This window comes from Hymenobacter algoricola (assembly GCF_039539525.1).
Taxonomy (GTDB): Bacteria; Bacteroidota; Bacteroidia; order Cytophagales; family Hymenobacteraceae; genus Hymenobacter; species Hymenobacter algoricola.
Genome location: NZ_BAABDH010000108.1, coordinates 37033 through 55702, shown reverse-complemented (window position 1 = coordinate 55702; position 18670 = coordinate 37033). Strand labels below are relative to the sequence as shown.

At 63.1% G+C, this 18670-nt stretch carries 16 protein-coding genes; 14 read left to right on the top strand and 2 right to left on the bottom strand.

The genetic code is table 11. The annotated features are described in order from the left end of the window. Positions 1 to 109 precede the first annotated feature (109 nt). Together ABD842_RS17950 and ABD842_RS17945 are read left to right on the top strand one after the other, a co-directional pair. On the top strand, positions 110 to 1630 hold the full coding sequence (locus tag ABD842_RS17950; RefSeq protein ID WP_345116968.1) for a tetratricopeptide repeat protein: 1521 nt from the start codon (positions 110 to 112) through the stop codon (positions 1628 to 1630). Positions 1631 to 1722: 92 nt separating this feature from the next. Continuing rightward, on the top strand, positions 1723 to 3009 hold the full coding sequence (locus ABD842_RS17945) for an anthranilate synthase component I family protein (protein ID WP_345116966.1): 1287 nt from the start codon (positions 1723 to 1725) through the stop codon (positions 3007 to 3009). A 196-nt stretch (positions 3010 to 3205) separates the two neighbouring features. Here the strand turns inward: ABD842_RS17945 and ABD842_RS17940 are convergent, their stop codons facing one another. Next, a complete protein-coding gene (locus ABD842_RS17940) occupies positions 3206 to 3850 on the bottom strand; it encodes a CatA-like O-acetyltransferase (RefSeq protein ID WP_345116964.1) in 645 nt (214 codons plus the stop codon). A gap of 69 nt (positions 3851 to 3919) precedes the next feature. On the opposite strand from ABD842_RS17940, the gene ABD842_RS17935 reads away from it, so the two are divergent. The 9 genes from ABD842_RS17935 (at position 3920) to groL (ending at position 12732) form a co-directional block, all read left to right on the top strand. Continuing rightward, a complete protein-coding gene (locus ABD842_RS17935; RefSeq protein ID WP_345116961.1) occupies positions 3920 to 4618 on the top strand; it encodes an HAD family hydrolase in 699 nt (232 codons plus the stop codon). A 217-nt stretch (positions 4619 to 4835) separates the two neighbouring features. Further along, complete coding sequence (gene miaB / locus ABD842_RS17930) at positions 4836 to 6275, top strand: tRNA (N6-isopentenyl adenosine(37)-C2)-methylthiotransferase MiaB (RefSeq protein WP_345116959.1); 1440 nt, start codon at positions 4836 to 4838, stop codon at positions 6273 to 6275. A 7-nt stretch (positions 6276 to 6282) separates the two neighbouring features. After that, positions 6283 to 6663 carry a type II toxin-antitoxin system HicB family antitoxin gene (locus ABD842_RS17925; protein ID WP_345116957.1) on the top strand — a complete coding sequence of 127 codons (381 nt, stop codon included), beginning with the start codon at positions 6283 to 6285 and terminating at the stop codon, positions 6661 to 6663. A 45-nt stretch (positions 6664 to 6708) separates the two neighbouring features. Continuing rightward, positions 6709 to 8037, top strand: a complete 1329-nt coding sequence (locus tag ABD842_RS17920; RefSeq protein WP_345116955.1) for a sigma-54 interaction domain-containing protein — start codon at positions 6709 to 6711, stop codon at positions 8035 to 8037. Beyond that, the gene (locus ABD842_RS17915) at positions 8018 to 8566 is read left to right on the top strand and encodes an LptE family protein (protein ID WP_345116953.1); all 549 of its coding nucleotides are present in this window, start codon (positions 8018 to 8020) and stop codon (positions 8564 to 8566) included. Before ABD842_RS17920 ends, ABD842_RS17915 begins: the two co-directional genes overlap by 20 nt. A gap of 235 nt (positions 8567 to 8801) precedes the next feature. Then, complete coding sequence (locus ABD842_RS17910) at positions 8802 to 10112, top strand: hypothetical protein (protein WP_345116951.1); 1311 nt, start codon at positions 8802 to 8804, stop codon at positions 10110 to 10112. Next, positions 10112 to 10513 carry a preprotein translocase subunit SecG gene (secG, locus tag ABD842_RS17905; RefSeq protein WP_345116948.1) on the top strand — a complete coding sequence of 134 codons (402 nt, stop codon included), beginning with the start codon at positions 10112 to 10114 and terminating at the stop codon, positions 10511 to 10513. The genes ABD842_RS17910 and secG overlap by 1 nt, the downstream gene beginning before the upstream one ends. Positions 10514 to 10756: 243 nt before the next feature. Beyond that, a complete protein-coding gene (gene groES, locus ABD842_RS17900; RefSeq protein WP_073109933.1) occupies positions 10757 to 11047 on the top strand; it encodes a co-chaperone GroES in 291 nt (96 codons plus the stop codon). A 41-nt stretch (positions 11048 to 11088) separates the two neighbouring features. After that, positions 11089 to 12732, top strand: coding sequence for a chaperonin GroEL (groL, locus tag ABD842_RS17895; RefSeq protein ID WP_345116946.1), 1644 nt, complete (start codon positions 11089 to 11091; stop codon positions 12730 to 12732). 476 nt (positions 12733 to 13208) lie between these two features. On the opposite strand, the gene ABD842_RS17890 is transcribed toward groL, so the two are convergent. Then, positions 13209 to 14945 (bottom strand): peptide MFS transporter, encoded by a 1737-nt coding sequence (locus ABD842_RS17890; RefSeq protein ID WP_345116944.1) that lies wholly within the window; start codon positions 14943 to 14945, stop codon positions 13209 to 13211. A gap of 250 nt (positions 14946 to 15195) precedes the next feature. On the opposite strand from ABD842_RS17890, the gene pckA reads away from it, so the two are divergent. The 3 genes from pckA to ABD842_RS17875 all read left to right on the top strand — a co-directional run bounded on the left by pckA (position 15196) and on the right by ABD842_RS17875 (position 18662). Next, on the top strand, positions 15196 to 16815 hold the full coding sequence (pckA, locus tag ABD842_RS17885) for a phosphoenolpyruvate carboxykinase (ATP) (RefSeq protein ID WP_345116942.1): 1620 nt from the start codon (positions 15196 to 15198) through the stop codon (positions 16813 to 16815). A gap of 226 nt (positions 16816 to 17041) precedes the next feature. Then, positions 17042 to 17824 (top strand): S1/P1 nuclease, encoded by a 783-nt coding sequence (locus ABD842_RS17880; protein ID WP_345116940.1) that lies wholly within the window; start codon positions 17042 to 17044, stop codon positions 17822 to 17824. 121 nt (positions 17825 to 17945) lie between these two features. Further along, positions 17946 to 18662, top strand: coding sequence for a 16S rRNA (uracil(1498)-N(3))-methyltransferase (locus tag ABD842_RS17875; RefSeq protein ID WP_345116938.1), 717 nt, complete (start codon positions 17946 to 17948; stop codon positions 18660 to 18662). The last annotated feature ends 8 nt before the right edge of the window (positions 18663 to 18670 follow it).

Genomic DNA, 18670 nt, shown 5'->3' with positions numbered 1-18670 from the left:
GGTGATAACTGAATAAGAAGAAGGAACGGCCCCGCGCCGTTCCTTTTTTTATGGAAAATCCAGGGTGAAAAACGGACGGGCAAGCACATGGGCACAACTGGGCCGGGCGGTGATTTTCACCGGCCTGCTGGCGGGCGTCCTGCCCCCGGCCGTGGCCCGCTCCGCCCGGCCGCCCCAGGATTCCGCCCGTCCGCCGCGACCCGCCAGTGCGCCGCCCGTTATTTCAACCAGCACTCTATCTGCTGCTGCGCGGCAGGCTTACGGTGAGCTGTTTAAGCTGCGCACTGAATCGGCCCGACGGCTGTTGCAGCCGGAGCTGCAGCGCGCCCCGCACGCGGCGGGCACCCTGCTGGTCGCCGACTGCATCGACTTTACCGAGCTGATGATTTCGCAGGATGCCCGCCGCTACGCCGCCGTGGCCGCGGCCCAGAGCCGGCGCCTGGAAGCGCTGGAAGCCTCGGCGGAGCGCGGGGCCCTGCGCGACTACGCCCGGGCCGAAATCCGCCTGCACCAGGCCGCTGCGCAGGTAGCCTACCAGCACGAGGTGCAGGGAGCGTGGAGCCTGCGCCAGGCTTACCAGCAGATGCAGGCCATGGCCCTACGCTACCCGGATTTTGTGCCCGCCCGCAAAACCCTGGGCATGCTGCAGTTCTTCATCGGCTCCCTGCCCGAAGGCTACCGCTGGTTTCTGAAGCTGCTGGGCTTGTCGGGCAGCGTGGAGCTGGGGCTGCAAAACCTGCGCGCTGCGGCCCAGCGGCCCAACGATTTTCAGCCCGAAGCCCAGATCATGCTGGCCCTGGTGCAGGAAACCTACTACAAGAAAGCCGATGACGCCGTGCTGCTGGTGGGCCGCCTGGCGGCCCGGGAGCCCGACAACCTGCTGTTCAGCTACCTGGTTATCAGCCTCAACAAGCGCCAGCACCGTACCGGCGCGGCCCTGGCGGCCTACCGCACCCGGCCCACCGGGCCGGCTTACCTGCCCGTGCCCTACCTGCACCACATGGCCGCCGACCTGCTGCTCTACCAGGGCCAGTACGCGGCGTCGCAGCGCGAAAACCAGCAGTTTCTGCAGCAGTACCTGGGCGTGCACTACCGCAAGGATGCCGCCTTCAAGCTATACCTGGCCGCTTGGCTCGGCGGGGATGCCCCGGCGGCCGAGCAGTACCGCCGCCGTATCGGCACCACCGGCCGCACCGAGCTGGAAGAAGATAAGTACGCCCAGCGCTTCTTCGAAGACCAGCTCCCGCTCAGCCGCCCCCTCACCCGCGCCCGCCTGCAGATCGACGGCGGCTACTACCGCGAGGCCCTGGGCACCCTGCGCGGCTTCGCGGCCAGCGCCGGCACCGGCCTGCGCGACCGGCTCGAAGACCCCTACCGCCGCGCCCGCGCCTACCAGGGCCTGGGCCGCCTGGACTCAGCCCGCCTGTTTTATACCCGGACCATCACGCTGGCCGGCAAGGCGCCCTACTACTTCGGGCCGCAGTCGGCGCTGCAGATGGGCTACCTCTGCCAGGCCGCCGGGCAGCTGAACCTGGCCCGGGTCTATTTTCAGAAGGTACTGGAGTCGCCCCGGCACGAGTATAAGAACAGCACCGACGCAAAAGCCAAAGTGGCGCTGGCGGGGTTGTAGCGGTAGCCCCGGCGGTTCGGGCGTCGGGCGTAGTTTTGGGCACCGGAACCGAAGACGAGCAAAAAGCAAAGTCCCACCAACGCAGAAAACCCTTGCCTCTCACCATTCCCTTTACCGCGCTGCCCGGGTCTCCGGAGGAATTTCGCGCCCAGGCCCTGCACTGGGCCGCGCAGTTTGCCTGCTGCGCCTATTACGAGTCCAACGCGCTGCCTTACCCCGGCGGCGCCTTCGAGCGGCTGCTGGCCGTGGCCGCCGACGCGCCGGCCGGGCCGGCTACCCTGCCGGAGCTGGAGGCCTGGCTGACCGAGGCGTCCCCGGCGGCGCCCCGGTGCGGGTTGCTGACCTACGACCTGAAAAACGAAATCGAAGCCCTGCACAGCCGGCACTTCGACGGCCTGGCGTGGCCGCCGCTGCACTTTTTCGTTCCCCAGACCTGGCTACGCTGGCAGGCCGAAGCGGTGGAAATTCACGGCGACACGGTGGGCATACTCGACGCCATTCTGGCGCTGCCGCTGCCGGCCGCGGCGGGCCCTCAGGTCAGCACGATGCGGCCGCGCCTGCCCAAAGCCGAGTATCTGGCCGCCGTGGCGGCCGTGCGGGAAGATATTCTGGACGGTGAAGTGTACGAGCTGAACCTGTGCCAGGAATTCTACGCCGAAAACGTGGCGCTGGAGCCGGTCAGCACATTTCTGCAGCTGAACGCAGCCTCGCCGATGCCGTTTGCGGGCTTTTACAAGTGGCAGGACCGGTTTCTGCTCTGCGCCTCGCCCGAGCGGTTTGTGCGCCGCACGGGCCGGCAGCTGGTTTCGCAGCCCATCAAGGGCACCATCGGCCGCGGCGCCACCCCCGACGACGACGCCCGGCAGCGCCAGCAGCTGCTGAACGACGAAAAGGAGCGGGCCGAAAACCTGATGATTGTGGATCTGGTCCGCAACGACCTGGCCCGCGTCGCCGAAACCGGCACCGTGCAGGTGCCCGAGCTGTTTGGCCTCTACCCGTTCCGGCACGTGTGGCAGATGATTTCGACCGTGCAGGCCCGGCTACGCCCCGCCCTTGGCCTGGTGGACGTGCTGCGGGCCACCTTCCCGATGGGCTCCATGACGGGCGCCCCAAAAATCCGGGCCCTGCAGCTCATCGAGCACTACGAGCAAACCCGGCGCGGCCTCTACAGCGGCAGCATCGGCTACGTGCTGCCCAACGGCGACTTCGACTTCAACGTGGTCATCCGCAGTCTGCAGTACCGCGCCGGCACCGGCTACCTCAGCTTCCAGGTCGGCTCGGCCATCACCTACGACTCGGTTCCGGAGCGCGAATACGAGGAGTGCCTGCTCAAGGCCCGCGCCATGCTGGACGTGCTGGGGGCGGTGGTGGCGGAGTGAGGTCAGGACGCGAAGATCCGGGCGACCCACTGGGCCGGAACCAGTCCGGGGCGGATCTGCGCTACGGCTTGGCGAGGAGAAGCGCAGCCTTTCCCCACCCATTGCAGCGCGCCGTTTCTGCTGGCGGAGCATTGCGACGCCTCCCAGAGCACCGCGTGAGTAGCAGTACCAAGCGTGCTGCTCCGCTCCGGCGAGCCTAACCGGCCGGCGCCGCGCCCCTGAGCCGCTGCTCAAAGGCCGTCAGAAACTGGCCCACGTGGTAGCCGTCGGCCAGGGCGTGGTGCACGTTCACGGCCACGTTCATCCAGGTGGCCCCGTTTTCCTGGTAGAGCTGGCTGAAGGAAATCTTGGGGCAGCTGTCGGGGTGGGCGAAGCTGCGGGCGTGGGTGAGGCCGGTGAAGCGCACCCAGGGAATGGCCGAGCAGTGCAGCACGTCGGGGCGGGCGGTGGTGGGGCCCAGGCGCAGGCCCGAGCTGGCCTGCACGGCCGCCATTTCGGCGGTGGCGGCGGCCACGAAGCGGCTCAGCTCGTCGTGCTGCTCGATGAAGGAAAAGGCGAAGGTATGGTCGGGGCGGCCGAGGGTAGCCGAGGCGTGGACCCGGTCGTAGCGGTACACCTGCCCGTCCTCGATGCGGGTGCGGAACTCGGGCACTTCGTTGGCGGCCTGCACGGCGTGGTAGAGGTAGTACAGGAAAAACGACACCCCGAGCCGTCGGGCTTCGGCCTGGGCGCCGGTGCAGTTGACGGGCGCGACCAGGCCGAAAAAGGGTTCTTCAAAGGCCGAAAAGAAGGCAAAATGCTCGCGCCGGTTCCAGGTCGCCAGGTCAATCAGCTGTTTCATGGGCCGCAAGTTCGGTAACTTTACGGCCCGGTGGGGCCTTTCCCGCGGGTTTTTCCACGCTTTGCCTTCATGCTCCCCGCTGCCCACCTCATTGCCTTCGACGCCGACGACACGCTCTGGTCGACCCAGCCCCACTTCGACCAGGTAGAAGCCCGCCTGCTCGAAATCATGGCCCACTGCGGCGAGCCGGCCCACCTCACCGAGCAGCTCAACGCCGTGCAGCGCCGCAACATGCAGCTCTTCGGCTACGGGGCCAAGGCCTTTATGCTGTCGATGATTGAAACCGCCATCCAGCTCACCGATGGCGCCGTGACCGGCCACGACGTCCAGCAGATTATCGACCTGGGCAAAGACCTGTTGCGCTACCCTATCGAGCCGCTGCCCGGCGTGGTGGAGGTGCTCACGGAGCTGCGCCGCCGCGGCCACCGCCTGATGGTACTCACCAAGGGCGACCTGCTCGACCAGGAAAGCAAGCTGGCCCGCTCCGGCCTGGGCGATTTTTTCGACCATGTTGAAATTGTGAGCAAAAAAGACGAGGCCACCTACCAGCGCCTGCTCAGCCGCCACGCCGCCACCGCCGAAACCTTCGTCATGATCGGCAACTCGCTCAAGTCCGACATCATTCCGGTGGCCCGGCTGGGGTTCCGGGCCGTGCACGTACCCTACCACGCCAACTGGATCTTCGAGCGGGTCGAGCCCGAGCAGCTGGCCGGGCTGGATTTTCACACGGTGCAGGACGTACGCGGGGTGCTGGCATATCTGCCTTAGACTTAGATGAAGAACGGTCATGCTGAGCGAAGCCGAAGCATCTCGCAGGCTGACGCCAGAGTACTGATCAAATGACACCACGCGAGATTTCTCGGCTGCGCTCGGAATGATGTGCGGTTTTCAACTGCTGGATTTTCACCTCAAGCTCTTCTCTGCCATTCTGTCATTTTAGGGCCAAAAAACTTACCTTTGCCCTCCTTCCGTGTTTGTACTACCTATGTCGCAGCAACTGTTCACCTTAGATTTTCTCGACGCGCCCACCACGCCGGCCACCGACCACGAGCCGGCCCAGGACGTGCGGGTGAGCCCGGCTACCCGCACGGGCCGGCAGCGCAAGCTCTACATCGAGAGCTACGGCTGCCAGATGAATTTCTCCGATTCCGAAATCGTGTCTTCCATCCTCTTCGACGAGGGTTTTGATACCACCGAGCAGCTGGCCGAAGCCGACCTGGTGCTGCTCAACACCTGCTCCATCCGCGAGAAGGCCGAGCAGACCGTGCGCATGCGCCTGTCCCAGATCAACAGCCACAAGAAGCGCAACCCCGGCATGCTGGTGGGTGTGCTGGGCTGCATGGCCGAGCGCCTGAAAAGTAAGTTCCTGGAAGAGGAAAAGCTGGTAGATCTGGTAGTCGGCCCCGACGCCTACCGCGACCTGCCCAACCTGATCCGGGAGGTGGACGGCGGGCAGAAGGCCGTGAACGTGCTGCTCAGCCGCGACGAAACCTACGCCGACATCACCCCGGTGCGCCTGAACTCGAACGGCATCACCGCCTTCGTGAGCATCATGCGCGGCTGCGACAACATGTGCTCGTTCTGCGTGGTGCCCTTCACCCGGGGCCGCGAGCGGAGCCGCGACGCCCACAGCATCGTGCGCGAATGCCAGGACCTGGTGGCCCAGGGTTACAAGGAAGTAACCCTGCTGGGCCAGAACGTGGACTCCTATAAGTGGACGTCGGAGGACGGCGCTGAGTTCGTCAACTTCGCCCAGCTGCTGGAGCGCGTGGCCCTGATCAGCCCCGAGCTGCGGGTGCGCTTCTCCACCTCCCACCCCAAGGACATCACCGACGAGGTGCTGCACACCATGGCCCGGCACGAGAACATCTGCAAGTACATTCACCTGCCCGCCCAGAGCGGTAACTCGCGCATTCTCAAGCTCATGAACCGCACCTACGACCGCGCCTGGTACGAGGACCGCGTACTGGCCATCCGCCGGGTTCTGGGTCCCGAGTGCGCCATCAGCACCGACATGATTTCGGGGTTCTGCTCCGAAACCGAGGAGGAGCACCAGGATACGCTCAGCCTCATCGACTGGGTGCAGTACGACATGGCCTACATGTTCTTCTACTCCGAGCGTCCCGGCACGCTGGCCGCCCGCAAGCTCGAAGACGATATTCCGCTGGCCGTGAAAAAGCGCCGCCTCCAGGAAATCATCGACCTGCAGCAGAAAAGCAGCGCCGCCCGCAACCAGCAGGCCGTGGGCAAAATGCACCGCGTGCTGGTCGAGAACTTCTCCAAGCGCAGCCAGGAGCACCTGAGCGGCCGCAACAGCCAGAACCAGGTCGTCATCTTCCCCAAGAAAGACTATAAAAAAGGCGACTACGTGAACGTGTTCGTGCACACCGGTACCGGCGGCTCGCTTTTGGGCGATTCCATTTAATCAAAAATTGACTTCTAACCTGAATCTTAAAATCACGCTTTCTATGGAATGGGGAATGATTGCTTGGCAGATTTTCAGTCTATTGTTCTTCGTAGGCATCTTGTTTTTGATTGTACGATTGCTGATCATCAAAAATTTCCCTCGCAAAAAAACAAGTATTGATACAGCTTGGATTGGCTTGCCTGCCTACCCCATTAGCATATTCTGGCGGTTAGACGATGCTCGTTTCGTGGCTGAAGTGCCCGATTTACCCGGTTGCATGGCCGACGGAGGTACCCAAGCCGAAGCTTTGGCCAATGCTGCCGTAAGTGTTGGAGAATGGCTGGAAACGGCCCGCAAACTAAATCGGCCCATTCCGGCGCCCAGCGCCCGGCTGCGCTACGCTTAAAATAAAAACAGTCGTTTTTCGTCTGTTAACAAAACTCCCCGGCTCTTGACACCTTCCGAAATACAATCCATCAAGCAGCGCTTCGGCATCATCGGCAACGCGCCGACGCTGAACTACGCCATTCAGGTAGCTACCCAGGTGGCGCCCACCGACATGACGGTGCTCATCAGCGGGGAAAGCGGCTCGGGCAAGGAATCCTTTTCCAAGATCATCCACGCCCTGTCGCCGCGCAAGCACGGACAGTTCATTGCCATCAACTGCGGCGCCATTCCGGAAGGCACGATTGACTCGGAGCTGTTCGGCCACGAGAAAGGCTCGTTCACCGGCGCCCAGGAGGCCCGCAAGGGCTACTTCGAGGTCACCAACGGCGGCACCATCTTCCTCGACGAAATCGGGGAGATGCCGCTTGGCACCCAGGCCCGCCTGCTGCGGGTGCTCGAAAACGGCGAGTTTATCCGCGTCGGCTCCAGCAAGGTGCAGAAGACCGATGTGCGCGTGGTGGCCGCTTCCAACGTGAATCTGCTCGACGCCGTGCGCGAGGGCAAGTTCCGCGAAGACCTCTACTACCGCCTCAATACCGTCCCGATTACGGTTCCACCCCTGCGTGAGCGAGGCGATGATATCTACCTACTGTTCCGCAAGTTCGCTACCGATTTTGCCGAGCGCTACCGCGTGAAGCCCATTGCCCTGAATTCGGAGGCCGTCGTGGAATTGCAGCGCTTCCGCTTCCCCGGCAACATCCGCCAGCTCAAGAACGTGGCCGAGCAGATGTCGGTGCTGGAGATGGAGCGCGACGTAGATGCGCCCCGGCTGCGCCAGTACCTGCCCGCCGAGCAAAGCAGCCGCCTGCCCATGCTCATGCACGCCGCCACCGGCAGCGCCGACGGTGGCACGGGCACCTACTCCGAGCGGGACCTGCTCTACAAGGTGCTCTTCGACATGCGCCGCGACATGACCGACCTCAAGAAGCTGGTGCTCGATCTGGCCGCCGGCCAGCGCCCGGCCGAAGCCCAGGAGCTGCTGCGCCAGAACAGCCACCTGTTCAACAACCTGAACGTGGCCCCGGGCTACGACGGCGGCCGCCTGAGCCGGGGCTCTTCGTCGTCCGACGGCGCGGCCGAGTACATCCTCACGCCCCGCCCCGAGCTGACCGTCGATGACCAGGACGGCTACGATGAGGAGCCCCAGCGCGTGGAAGACATTCCGCACGAAACCGAGGAAGAAACCCTGTCGCTGGAGGCCAAGGAAAAGGAGATGATCCTGAAAGCCCTCAAAAAGCACCACAACAAGCGCAAGTACGCCGCCCACGACCTGGGCATCTCGGAACGCACCCTCTACCGCAAGCTGAAGCAATATGACCTGGAGCAAGTGTAGCCCGCCGCTGCTGGGTCGTGCCTACGGTGTGCTGGCCCTCCTTATGCTGCTGAGCCTGAGTGGCTGCAGCGTGTATTCCTTCACGGGCACCAACATCGACCCGCAGGTCAAGACGATTTCCATCTCCACCTTCCAGAACAACGCCAACAACGGGCCTTCGACCCTGTCGCAGCGCTTTACCGAGGAGTTCAAGAACTACTTCCAGCGCAACACCACGCTCAAGCTGGTACCCCGCGACGGCGACCTGCAGTTTGAGGGCCAGATTATTGCCTACGACTTCGCCCCGGCGGCCATTCAGCGCGAAAACGGCGTGGACCAGGCTGGCATAAACCGCCTCACCATTCAGGTGCGGGTGCGGTTTACCAACACCAACGACCCGAAGCAGGACTTTGAGCAAACCTTCCAGAGCACCGGCGACTTTGCCGCGACCCGCGACGTGTCCAGCATCAACAACGACCCCAGCGCCCTGCGGCTGCCCATCAACAACATCATCACCGACACCTTCAACAAGTCGGTGGCCAACTGGTAGCCCGGCCCCGACTGAGCTGATGCTAAGCTTATTACCCGGAGCCTGGCTCCCGCCAACCACCGGTGCCGGACGGCGGCGCAGCTATATATAGGGCAACGGTGGGTTTACCGGGTAAAATGATGCACTTTTGCCGCCCCTAAAGCCGCGCATTACTGGCGGCCCAGGGTACCCGGTGTAGCTCTGCCAAGGCCGTCGGGAAACCCCGGCTCTGCGCCCAATTACGTAACCCCACGATATGACCCGCGCGTCGCTGCTGCACATTCTGGATCATGTGAACGGAATTTCGGACTCCGAAATCCGCGAGCTGGAGCAGCTGGCGGCCGCTTTTCCGTACTGTCAGACCGCCCACATCCTGCTGGCCAAGGCCGCTCACGACCGGGGCAGCATGCTAGCCGGGCAGCGCCTGCGCCGGGCCGCCACCTACGCCGTCGACCGGGAGCTGCTCCGCCAGCTGATTGAGCTGCCCGCCCCGGTCCAGCCCGCCGCTACCCTCCAGCCGGCGTCAGCCGCAGCCGGCGGCGAGGCCCAGGCAGCAGAAGTGCTGCCGGCGGTGGAAGTGCTGCCGGCGGTGGAAGTGCTGGCAGTAGCCCCCGATCCGGAACCTGCGGCCGCTGAAGCCCCGGAACCTGCCACAGCAGAGCCGTCCGCTGCCCGCGCAGATGAAGCCGAAGTGGCCCCCAAAGCACCGGAGCCCGCAAAACCCGCGGGTGATGCAGCAGATCTGCCGATAGAGCCAGCGGCGGATGCTGCCCCGCCGGCAGCGGATGCGGCCGGACCGGAAACGCTGCTAATGCCGACGTCGCCCACGCCTGAGGAAGGCGAGTTGGCGGCCGAACCCGAGCTGGCAGCAGCGCCGCAGGCCGCGGAAGCTCCAATGGCTGGCTCCTCGGCGCCGGAAAGACTGGGCCCGACCCCCGCCGACGACCTGCTGCCGGCCGTGGCCCCACCTATCCGGCCGCCCGGAGAAGCCGGCGCGGCCCGCTTCGAGTTCGGCCTCGCTGATACCGAGCCGGAAATTGCCCCGGTGTACCAGCTCCCGACGCTGGAGGAAGGGGCCGACTCGGCGCCGCAGCCCGCGGTACCCAGCGTGCCGGCCTTCCGGGCCGATGCCGACCTGGCGTACGCCTTCGGCAGCAGCAGCCGGCTGGGCTACTGCCTGCAACTGCGCGACGACAACACCCGGGACCTGCCCGCCGACGACTTCTTTGCTCCCGATGCCCTGCTGCTGGCCCACCTGAAGGCGTATACGCCGGCCGCACCGGTGCCGTCCCGGTCGTCGTTTGAGCTGATCAACAAGTTTTTGCGGGTTCAGCCCCGCCTCAAGACGCCGGTAGCGGCCGCACCAGCCGCTGAGGAGCAGGCCGATTTGTCGGTTCGCAGCACGCAGGTAGTACCCGAAATTGCCACCGAAATGCTGGCTAAAATCATGGTGCGGCAGGGCAAAATCGCCAAGGCCATTGAAATATATGAGCGGCTGATAGTGCGTCAGCCGGAAAAAAAGGCGTATTTTGCCGAACAAATCCAACAACTGAAACCCTCGGAGTAATGTACGTTGCCCTTATCGTTCTGATTCTTTTTGTGTGCTTCCTGCTGGCCCTGGTAGTGCTGGCCCAAAACCCCAAAGGCGGCGGCCTCTCCAGCCAGTTCGGCTCCGGCGGCGCGGCCAACCTGATGGGCGTAAAGCGTACCGGCGACCTGCTGGAGCGCCTGACCTGGGGCTTCGCCATTGGCCTGATGGTACTGAGCCTGGGCACGCACGTGCTGAACGGCGCTTCCGGTGCGGCTGGTCCCGTTCGCAGCGTGAACCAACAGAAAGCCCTGGAAACGCGCATTCCTACCGGCCCGGCTGCTCCGGCCCAGGCGCCAGCTTCGGCTCCGGCCCCCGCGGGTGCTCCGGTCCAGCAGCCCGCGGCTACGCCGGCTCCGGCCACGGTGCCGGCCAACTAAGCCCGTCTTTTTGCCCGACCTGCTCCGCCGGTGGTTTCTCTGAAGCCATCGGCGGTTTTTTTGTGCGTTGTCGGCTCACCTGCTACCTTGCCGCCTGACAGGTTTGGCAGCTTCCGGGGTAAAGCAGACCGGGTCCGCCCCCGGGAAGTGTCCATTCTGTCAGGTTTGGGCAGGCTGGCACAAGAAGTGTTGCCTGCCGACCCACGTTCCTATACTGAAAACCTTTCACCCAAAACGAACAATATGTCACTAAGCATGAAACCGCTGGCCGACCGCGTCATCATTGCACCGGCTGCTGCTGAGGAGAAGACCAAATCGGGTATCATCATCCCCGACACAGCAAAAGAAAAGCCCCAGCGGGGCGAAGTAGTGGCCGTAGGCGCAGGCAAGGTGGCCGACAGTGGCAACCTGATTCAGCCGCAGGTAAAAGTGGGCGACCAGGTATTGTACGGCAAATACGCCGGCACCGAAATCACCATCGAAGGCACCGACTACCTCATCATGAAGGAGTCGGACATTTTCGCCGTCCTGTAGAGCACCTTTCCCTTTCGACTTAATCTCCAGTAACCCATAAGATGGCTAAGAACATCCAATTCGATACCGACGGCCGCGACAAGCTGAAGCGCGGCGTAGACAAACTGGCGAATGCCGTAAAAGTAACCCTGGGCCCGAAAGGCCGCAACGTGGTTATTGACAAGAAATTCGGCGCCCCTACCATCACCAAGGACGGTGTGACGGTAGCCAAAGAAATTGAGTTGAGCGACCCGGTAGAAAACATGGGCGCCCAGCTGGTGAAGGAAGTTGCTTCCAAAACCGCCGACCAGGCCGGTGACGGCACGACGACGGCCACTGTACTGGCCCAGGCCATCTACACCGCCGGCTCGAAGAACGTAGCCGCCGGTGCCAACCCAATGGATCTGAAGCGTGGTATCGACAAGGCGGTGAAGGCCGTAGTCGAGAACCTGAAGCAGCAGTCGAAGAAGATTGAAAACTCTTCGGAAATTGCCCAGGTAGGTACCATTTCGGCCAACAACGACGCCGAAATCGGCCAGATGATTGCCGACGCCATGGACAAAGTGGGCAAAGAAGGCGTTATCACCGTGGAAGAAGCGCGTGGCACCGAAACCGAAGTGAAAACGGTGGAAGGCATGCAGTTCGACCGCGGCTACCTCTCCCCTTACTTCGTGACCAACCCGGAGAAGATGGAAGTAGAGCTGGAAAACCCCTACGTGCTCATCTACGACAAGAAAGTGAGCACCATGAAGGAGCTGCTGCCCGTACTCGAGCAGGTAGTTCAGACCGGTAAGCCCCTGGTTATCGTCTCGGAAGACGTGGACGGCGAGGCCCTGGCGACGCTGGTGGTAAACAAGCTGCGCGGCTCGCTGAAAATTGCGGCCGTAAAGGCTCCCGGCTTCGGCGACCGTCGCAAGGCGATGCTGGAAGACATTGCGGTGCTGACCGGCGGAACGGTGATTTCGGAAGAGCGCGGCTACAAGCTGGACTCTGCTACGCTGGAATACCTGGGTACGGCCGAGAAGATCATCATCGACAAGGACAACACGACCATCGTGAACGGCAAGGGTGAGAAAGCCACCATCACCGCTCGCATCAACGAAATCAAGGCGCAAATCGGCACCACCACGTCGGACTACGACAAGGAGAAGCTGCAGGAGCGTCTGGCGAAGCTTTCGGGCGGCGTGGCCATTCTCTACATCGGCGCTTCTACGGAAGTGGAGATGAAGGAGAAGAAGGACCGCGTCGACGATGCGCTGCACGCCACCCGTGCCGCCGTAGAAGAAGGTGTGGTTCCCGGCGGCGGCGTGGCCCTGGTGCGCGCCCTCGACGCGCTGGATGCCATTGACACCCACAACAGCGACGAGCGTACCGGCGTGAATATCATCCGCACGGCCCTCGAAGCGCCCCTGCGTACCATCGTGGCTAACGCCGGTGGCGAAGGCTCGGTAGTCGTGCAGAAGGTGCGCGAAGGCAAAGGTGACTTCGGTTACAACGCCCGCGAGGACCGCTACGAGAACCTGATGGCCGCTGGTATCCTTGATCCGACCAAAGTAACGCGCCTGGCGCTGGAAAATGCCGCCTCGATTGCCGGCCTGCTCCTGACCACCGAGTGCGTGATTTCGGACGAGCCGGAGAACGAGAAAGAGCACAGCCACGGTGGCGGCGGTGCCGCCGGCATGGGCGGCATGGGCGGCATGATGTAAGATCAGCCGCTAAGCTTCTCGCTTAGAACAAAAAGCCCCGCTGGACTTCGGTCCGGCGGGGCTTTTCTATGGGCATTAGTTAAGCAGCTATTTTTTGCGGACGAGTTGGTTGCTGAACCCGATTAGCTCCAGCACGCCTCCCAATGAGGCCCAGGTCAGCCACTTCATTCGTTAGTAATCAGCACACAGGTTGCGGCCCGATACTACTGAAAGGCAGGGGTCGTTGCCGATTTCATATTTCAGGCTAACCTGGACATTGAGCATTCCCAAACCACCATACAGCACAAGTAAGCTAACGCCTACAATTAACCAGGTATGCACACGGTCTGACATCCTGGGACTTTAATGCAAGATGGTATTCCATAAACCAGCCTCCGACAAGACCAGCCGAATCATTGAATTATTTTACTCCATAAAACATAAAAAAGCCCTGCCAGAAGAGTTTGACAGGGCTTTTCCATTGAGACCAGTGGAAGTTACGCCGCCGTTACCGGCTCGGCCATCATCGTATTCAGACGCTTATAAAGCACGAACAGGATGAGCGACGCCACGGCCGACAACCCCACGAAGATCATGAAGAAGTCGTAGAGGCTGGTAATCTGGAAGCCCAGGAACGTGGGCCAGTGCGAGGTCAGCTCCAGCTCCGTCAGCTTGGTCATCACGTCGGCCGTGGCCTGGGTGGTGCCGTTCAGGATGCCGGGCAGGTTGATGCCTTCCTTGGAGGCTTTAGCAAACTCGCCGGGGCCGGGAGGATACAGGCCCGAAAGCACGCCGGCCAGCTTGTTGCCGGCGGCCGTAGCCAGAAACCACACGGCCATCAGCAGCGAGGCGAAGCGGGCCGGAGCCAGCTTGTTGACCAGCGCCAGCCCGATAGGCGACAGGCACAGCTCAGCAAAGGTGTGCACCAGATACATGGTGATGAGCCAGAACATGCTCACTTTGGTGTTGGCATCGACGCCGCGTACCCCGAAGGCAATGATGAGGTAGCCCACGGCCATCAGCATCAGGCTGATGGACATTTTCAGGGGTGAGGAAGGCTCGGTACCGCGCTTGCCCATCCAGGTCCAGAGCACGGCAAAGATTGGCGCGAAGACGATAATGAACAAGGCGTTGGCCGACTGGAAGTAGGAAGCCGGCACCACCGAGGCGCCCAGCGTCCGGTCGGTCTGCTCGTCGGCGAAGAAAGTCAGCGAGGCACCAGCCTGCTCAAACGTGCCCCAGAAGAAGATTACGAAGAAGCTCAGGATGAAAATAACGTAGATCTTCTGCTTCTCGCGGGCCGTGAGCGTGGGGTCGGTCAGGATGGTGACGGGGGCCACAATCATGGCCGAGAACACCAGCGCGCCAATCCAGTCCTTGTTCATGAGCCACGCAATGGTAGCGTATACCACGGCAAACAGGCCGATGAGCATGGGCAGCTTGCTGGCGAAGCTCTTGGCGGGCTGGGCAATGGTTTCGGCGCGCACGGGGCCGTCGGTCTGCACCGGCACTACCGGCGAGTGCTCCACGGTACGCTCGGGCCTGGCGCCCAGCGGCGTGCCCTCGGCGGTTACCACGTACTTGTGCTTCAGCATTTCAAAGGTCAGGCTACCGATCAGCATGCCGATGCCGGCGGCCAGGAAGCCCCACTTAAAGTCGGCCGGGTTGCCCGTGTCGCCGAGCGTGCCGCAGACCAGGGGCGAGAAGAACGCGCCCAGGTTGATACCCATATAGAAGATGGTGTAGGCCGCATCGATGCGGGAATCGCCCTTCGGGTAGAGCGAGCCCACCATCGAGGAGATGTTGGGCTTGAAGAAGCCGTTGCCGAAAATCAGGCAGCCCAGTCCCACGAAAAACAGCAGCAGCTGCATCTGGGGCACTTCGGTCTGGCCGGCACCGTACAGCGAGGCCGAGAAAAACAGGGCAAACTGGCCGGCGGCCATCAGCAGGCCCCCCACCAGAATAGAACGGCGGTTACCCCAGTAGCGGTCGGCCATGTAGCCGCCCAGCAGCGGGGTCAGGTACACGAGCGAAGTATAGTTGCCGTAGATGAGCGACGACATCTCCTTGTTCATCAGGAGCGCCTTGAGCATGTACAGGGACAGCAGCGCCCGCATACCATAGTAACTGAAACGTTCCCACATTTCGGTAGCGAAGAGCACGTACAGGCCCTTGGGGTGGCTGGTGGAGGCGGCCGGTGGCTGCTGCTCCCGCACAGCGGAGGTCGTTTGCATGAAAAAGAAGTGAAGTGTTGGGAAGGGGAAAGGACCGCCGGCTGCAACCAGGCGGGTGGTTGGTAAAACTACAAAACTTTCGCAAGTGGCAACTGCTGCCGTAAATCGGAGTAGAAAGCCTGCCCACTGCAGCGAATTTTCGCGGCCCTCCGGCACTTTCCCGGCGGCAACTGCGGCGGGCCAGCTTTTTTGACTAATTTTGTTTCCCGATACTTCTTCTTCCCACCCTAATTTTTCCCGTTTTCGGCTTATGCAGAACACCGCCGCCAACGCCCTCGACCGCCTCGCGCCGCTGGGCTTTACTCAAGCTGCCCAGGTTCACCTCAATCTTACGCCCGCCGAGCTGGTGGAGCACGCCCTGCGCAATGGCGAAGGCACCCTCACCGACACCGGCGCCCTGATGGCCGACACCGGTAAGTTCACCGGCCGCTCGCCCAAGGACCGCTTCGTGGTGAAAGACGAAAACACCGCCGACAGCGTGTGGTGGGGCGACATCAACATTCCCTTCGCCCCCGACAAGTTCGACCAGCTCCACGCCAAGATGGTACAGTACCTGGTCGATAAGGAGCTCTACGTGCGCGAAGCCTACGCCGGCGCCAACGCCGACTACCAGCTTAAGCTGCGCGTGGTAAACGAGCAGGCCTGGCACAACCTGTTCTGCTACAACATGTTTCTGCGCCCCGAAGAAGGTGCCGACACCACCTGGACGCCCGACTTCAGCATCATCTGCGCCCCCGGCTTCGAGGCCGATCCGGCCGTGGATGGCACCCGCCAGCCCAACTTCGCCATCATCAACTTCACCAAGAAGATGATTCTGATTGGCGGCACGGGCTACGCCGGCGAGATGAAGAAAGGCATCTTCGGCGTGCTGAACTACCTGCTGCCCCACGAGAAAAACACGCTCAGCATGCACTGCTCGGCCAACGTGGGCAAGGACGGCGACACGGCGGTGTTCTTCGGCCTCTCCGGCACGGGCAAAACGACCTTGTCGGCTGACCCGAACCGCGGCCTGATCGGCGACGACGAGCACGGCTGGACCCCCGATGCGGGCATCTTCAACTTCGAGGGCGGCTGCTACGCCAAGGTCATCGACCTGAGTCGCGAAAAGGAGCCCCAGATCTGGGACGCCATCAGGTTCGGCTCCATCGTGGAGAATACGCGGTTTATTCCCGGCACCCACACCGTGGACTACGCCAACAAGAGCGTGACGGAAAACACCCGCACGGCCTACCCCATCAACTTTATCGACAACGCCATCGAGCCCTCGGTGGCCGATGCGCCCCAGAACATCTTCTTCCTCACGGCCGATGCCTTCGGCGTGCTGCCTCCCATCAGCCGCCTCGACAAGAGCCACGCCATGTACCACTTCATGAGTGGCTACACGGCCAAGGTAGCGGGTACGGAAATGGGCATCACCGAGCCGCAGACCACGTTTTCGGCCTGCTTCGGCGCCGTGTTCCTGCCCCTGCACCCCACCAAGTACGCCGAGATGCTGGGCCGCAAGATGGACGAGAACCCCAACGTGAACGTGTGGCTGATCAACACGGGCTGGAGCGGCGGCTCCTACGGCGTGGGCTCGCGCATGAAGCTGGGCTACACCCGCGCCATGATTACGGCCGCTCTGGAAGGCCAGCTCACGGACGTGGCATTCGCCAAGCACCCGATTTTCGGGGTGGAGGTGCCGGCCTCGGTGCCGAACGTGCCCACCGAAATCCTGGACCCGCGCAATACCTGGGCCGATAAGGAAGGCTACGACAAGACGGCCGCCTCGCTGGCCGAGAAGTTTGTGACCAACTTCCGCAAGTACGCCGACTTCGCTAACGAAGAAATTCTGGCCGGCGCACCCAAATCGGACGCGGTACCTGCTTAGGCAGGGTGCGCAACGCTGTAATAAGCCCCGCTGGCAGCTGCCGGCGGGGCTTATTACGTTTTGGGGCCAACCGCAGGCGGCGGTTTGCCCCGCGGGCCGCCCCGGGCGGAGGCCCACCGGCCAACCGGGCTGATACGCTACCGCGCAGGGCAAGAGGCAAATAATTGGGGCCGGTATATAGAATCGGGTTAATTTACCGGCCCATTCCCAACCTCTCTCCCCAACCATGCCCAAACGCTTACTCCCGCTACTGTTTCTCACGCTTACCCCGCTCCGCCTCTGGGCCTGGGGCATGGAAGGCCACCGGGCCGTGGCCCAGATTGCCGAACAACACCTTTCTGCCGGGGCCCGCCACGAAATTGCCACCCTGCTGGGCACCGAGACACTGACGATGATCAGCACCTGGCCCGACGAAATCCGCTACTACCCCGGCTTCAAGGGCACCGCGCCCTGGCACTATGTCAACACCCCCGCGGGTCTGAACCAGGCGCAGTACCTGCAGGCGCTGCACGGGCAGAAGGAGGCTAACGCCTACCAGATCCTGCAGATCAAGCTCTGTGAGCTCGAAGATGCCGCCAGCACTCCCGCCGAACGCACGGCCGCGCTGAAGTTTGTGGTGCACCTGGTGGGCGATGCCCACCAGCCCCTGCACGCCGGCCACGCCGAAGATAAGGGCGGCAACGACGTCAGGGTGAAATTCCGGGGCAAGGACACCAACCTGCACAGCCTCTGGGACTCGGGCCTGCTGGAGTACCAGGGCCTGAGCTACACCGAAATGGCGGGTAAATACAGCCAGCTGCCGCGCCGCCAGCGCCGGGAGTGGCAGCAAACGCCCATGGACCAGTGGTTCTGGGAGTCGTACCAGGCCAGTGAGCAGCTCTACCGCGACACGCCCGCCGGCGCCGACCTAGACTACACCTACTACCCCGCCCACGCCCAGCTCATGCAGCAGCGCATTCAGCAGGCCGGCATTCGCCTGGCCCAGCTGCTGAACGAAACGCTGGGCTAGCCCGGCCGCCCCGGCGGCGCCCAGGCATGCGGCAGCTCCTGGGCCCGGGACGGGCGCACCCTCCTTGAATTGCGGCCGCCATGGTGCGAAGTATGGGTCCGTGTCCGTACTTCGCACCGCTATGCTTACTTTCTACGCTCCCGACCTCACGGCCCCGCAACCCACCTACCAGCTTTCCGAAGAAGAAAGCAAGCACGCCGTGCGCGTCCTGCGCCTCGCCCCCGGCGACGCCGTGGTGCTGGTCGACGGGCGCGGCGGCGTGTTTCAGGCCACCGTGGCCGATGCCAATCCCAAGCGCTGCCAGCTCCGCCTCACCGGGCACGAGCTGGTACCGCGCCGCGCCTATTTCGTGCACGTGGCCGTGGCGCCCACCAAAAACCTCGACCGGATGGAGTGGCTGGTGGAAAAGGCGGTGGAAGTGGGCGTGGACCGCCTCACGTTTCTGCGCTGCGCCCGCTCCGAGCGGCGGGAGCTAAAGCTGGAGCGGCTGGAAAAGATTGCCGTCAGCGCCCTCAAGCAGTCGGGCCAGGCGTGGCTGCCCCAGCTGGACGAGCTGACCGACTTCGCCGCCTTCGTGCCGACGCTGACCGCTGAAACGACTTTCATTGCCCACCTGGAAGCCGGGGAGCGGACGGCCCTGGCGCAGGTCGCGGCCCAGGGCACGAGCTGCTGCGTGCTCATTGGCCCCGAAGGCGACTTTACGCCCCAGGAAATCGAAGCGGCCCGGGCCCGGGGTATCCGGCCGGTGACGCTGGGCGCCTCCCGGCTGCGCACCGAAACGGCGGCGCTGGCAGCCGTGTTTACAGTCCATCTGGCGCGGGAGCGGAGCAGCTCCTGATATCAGCC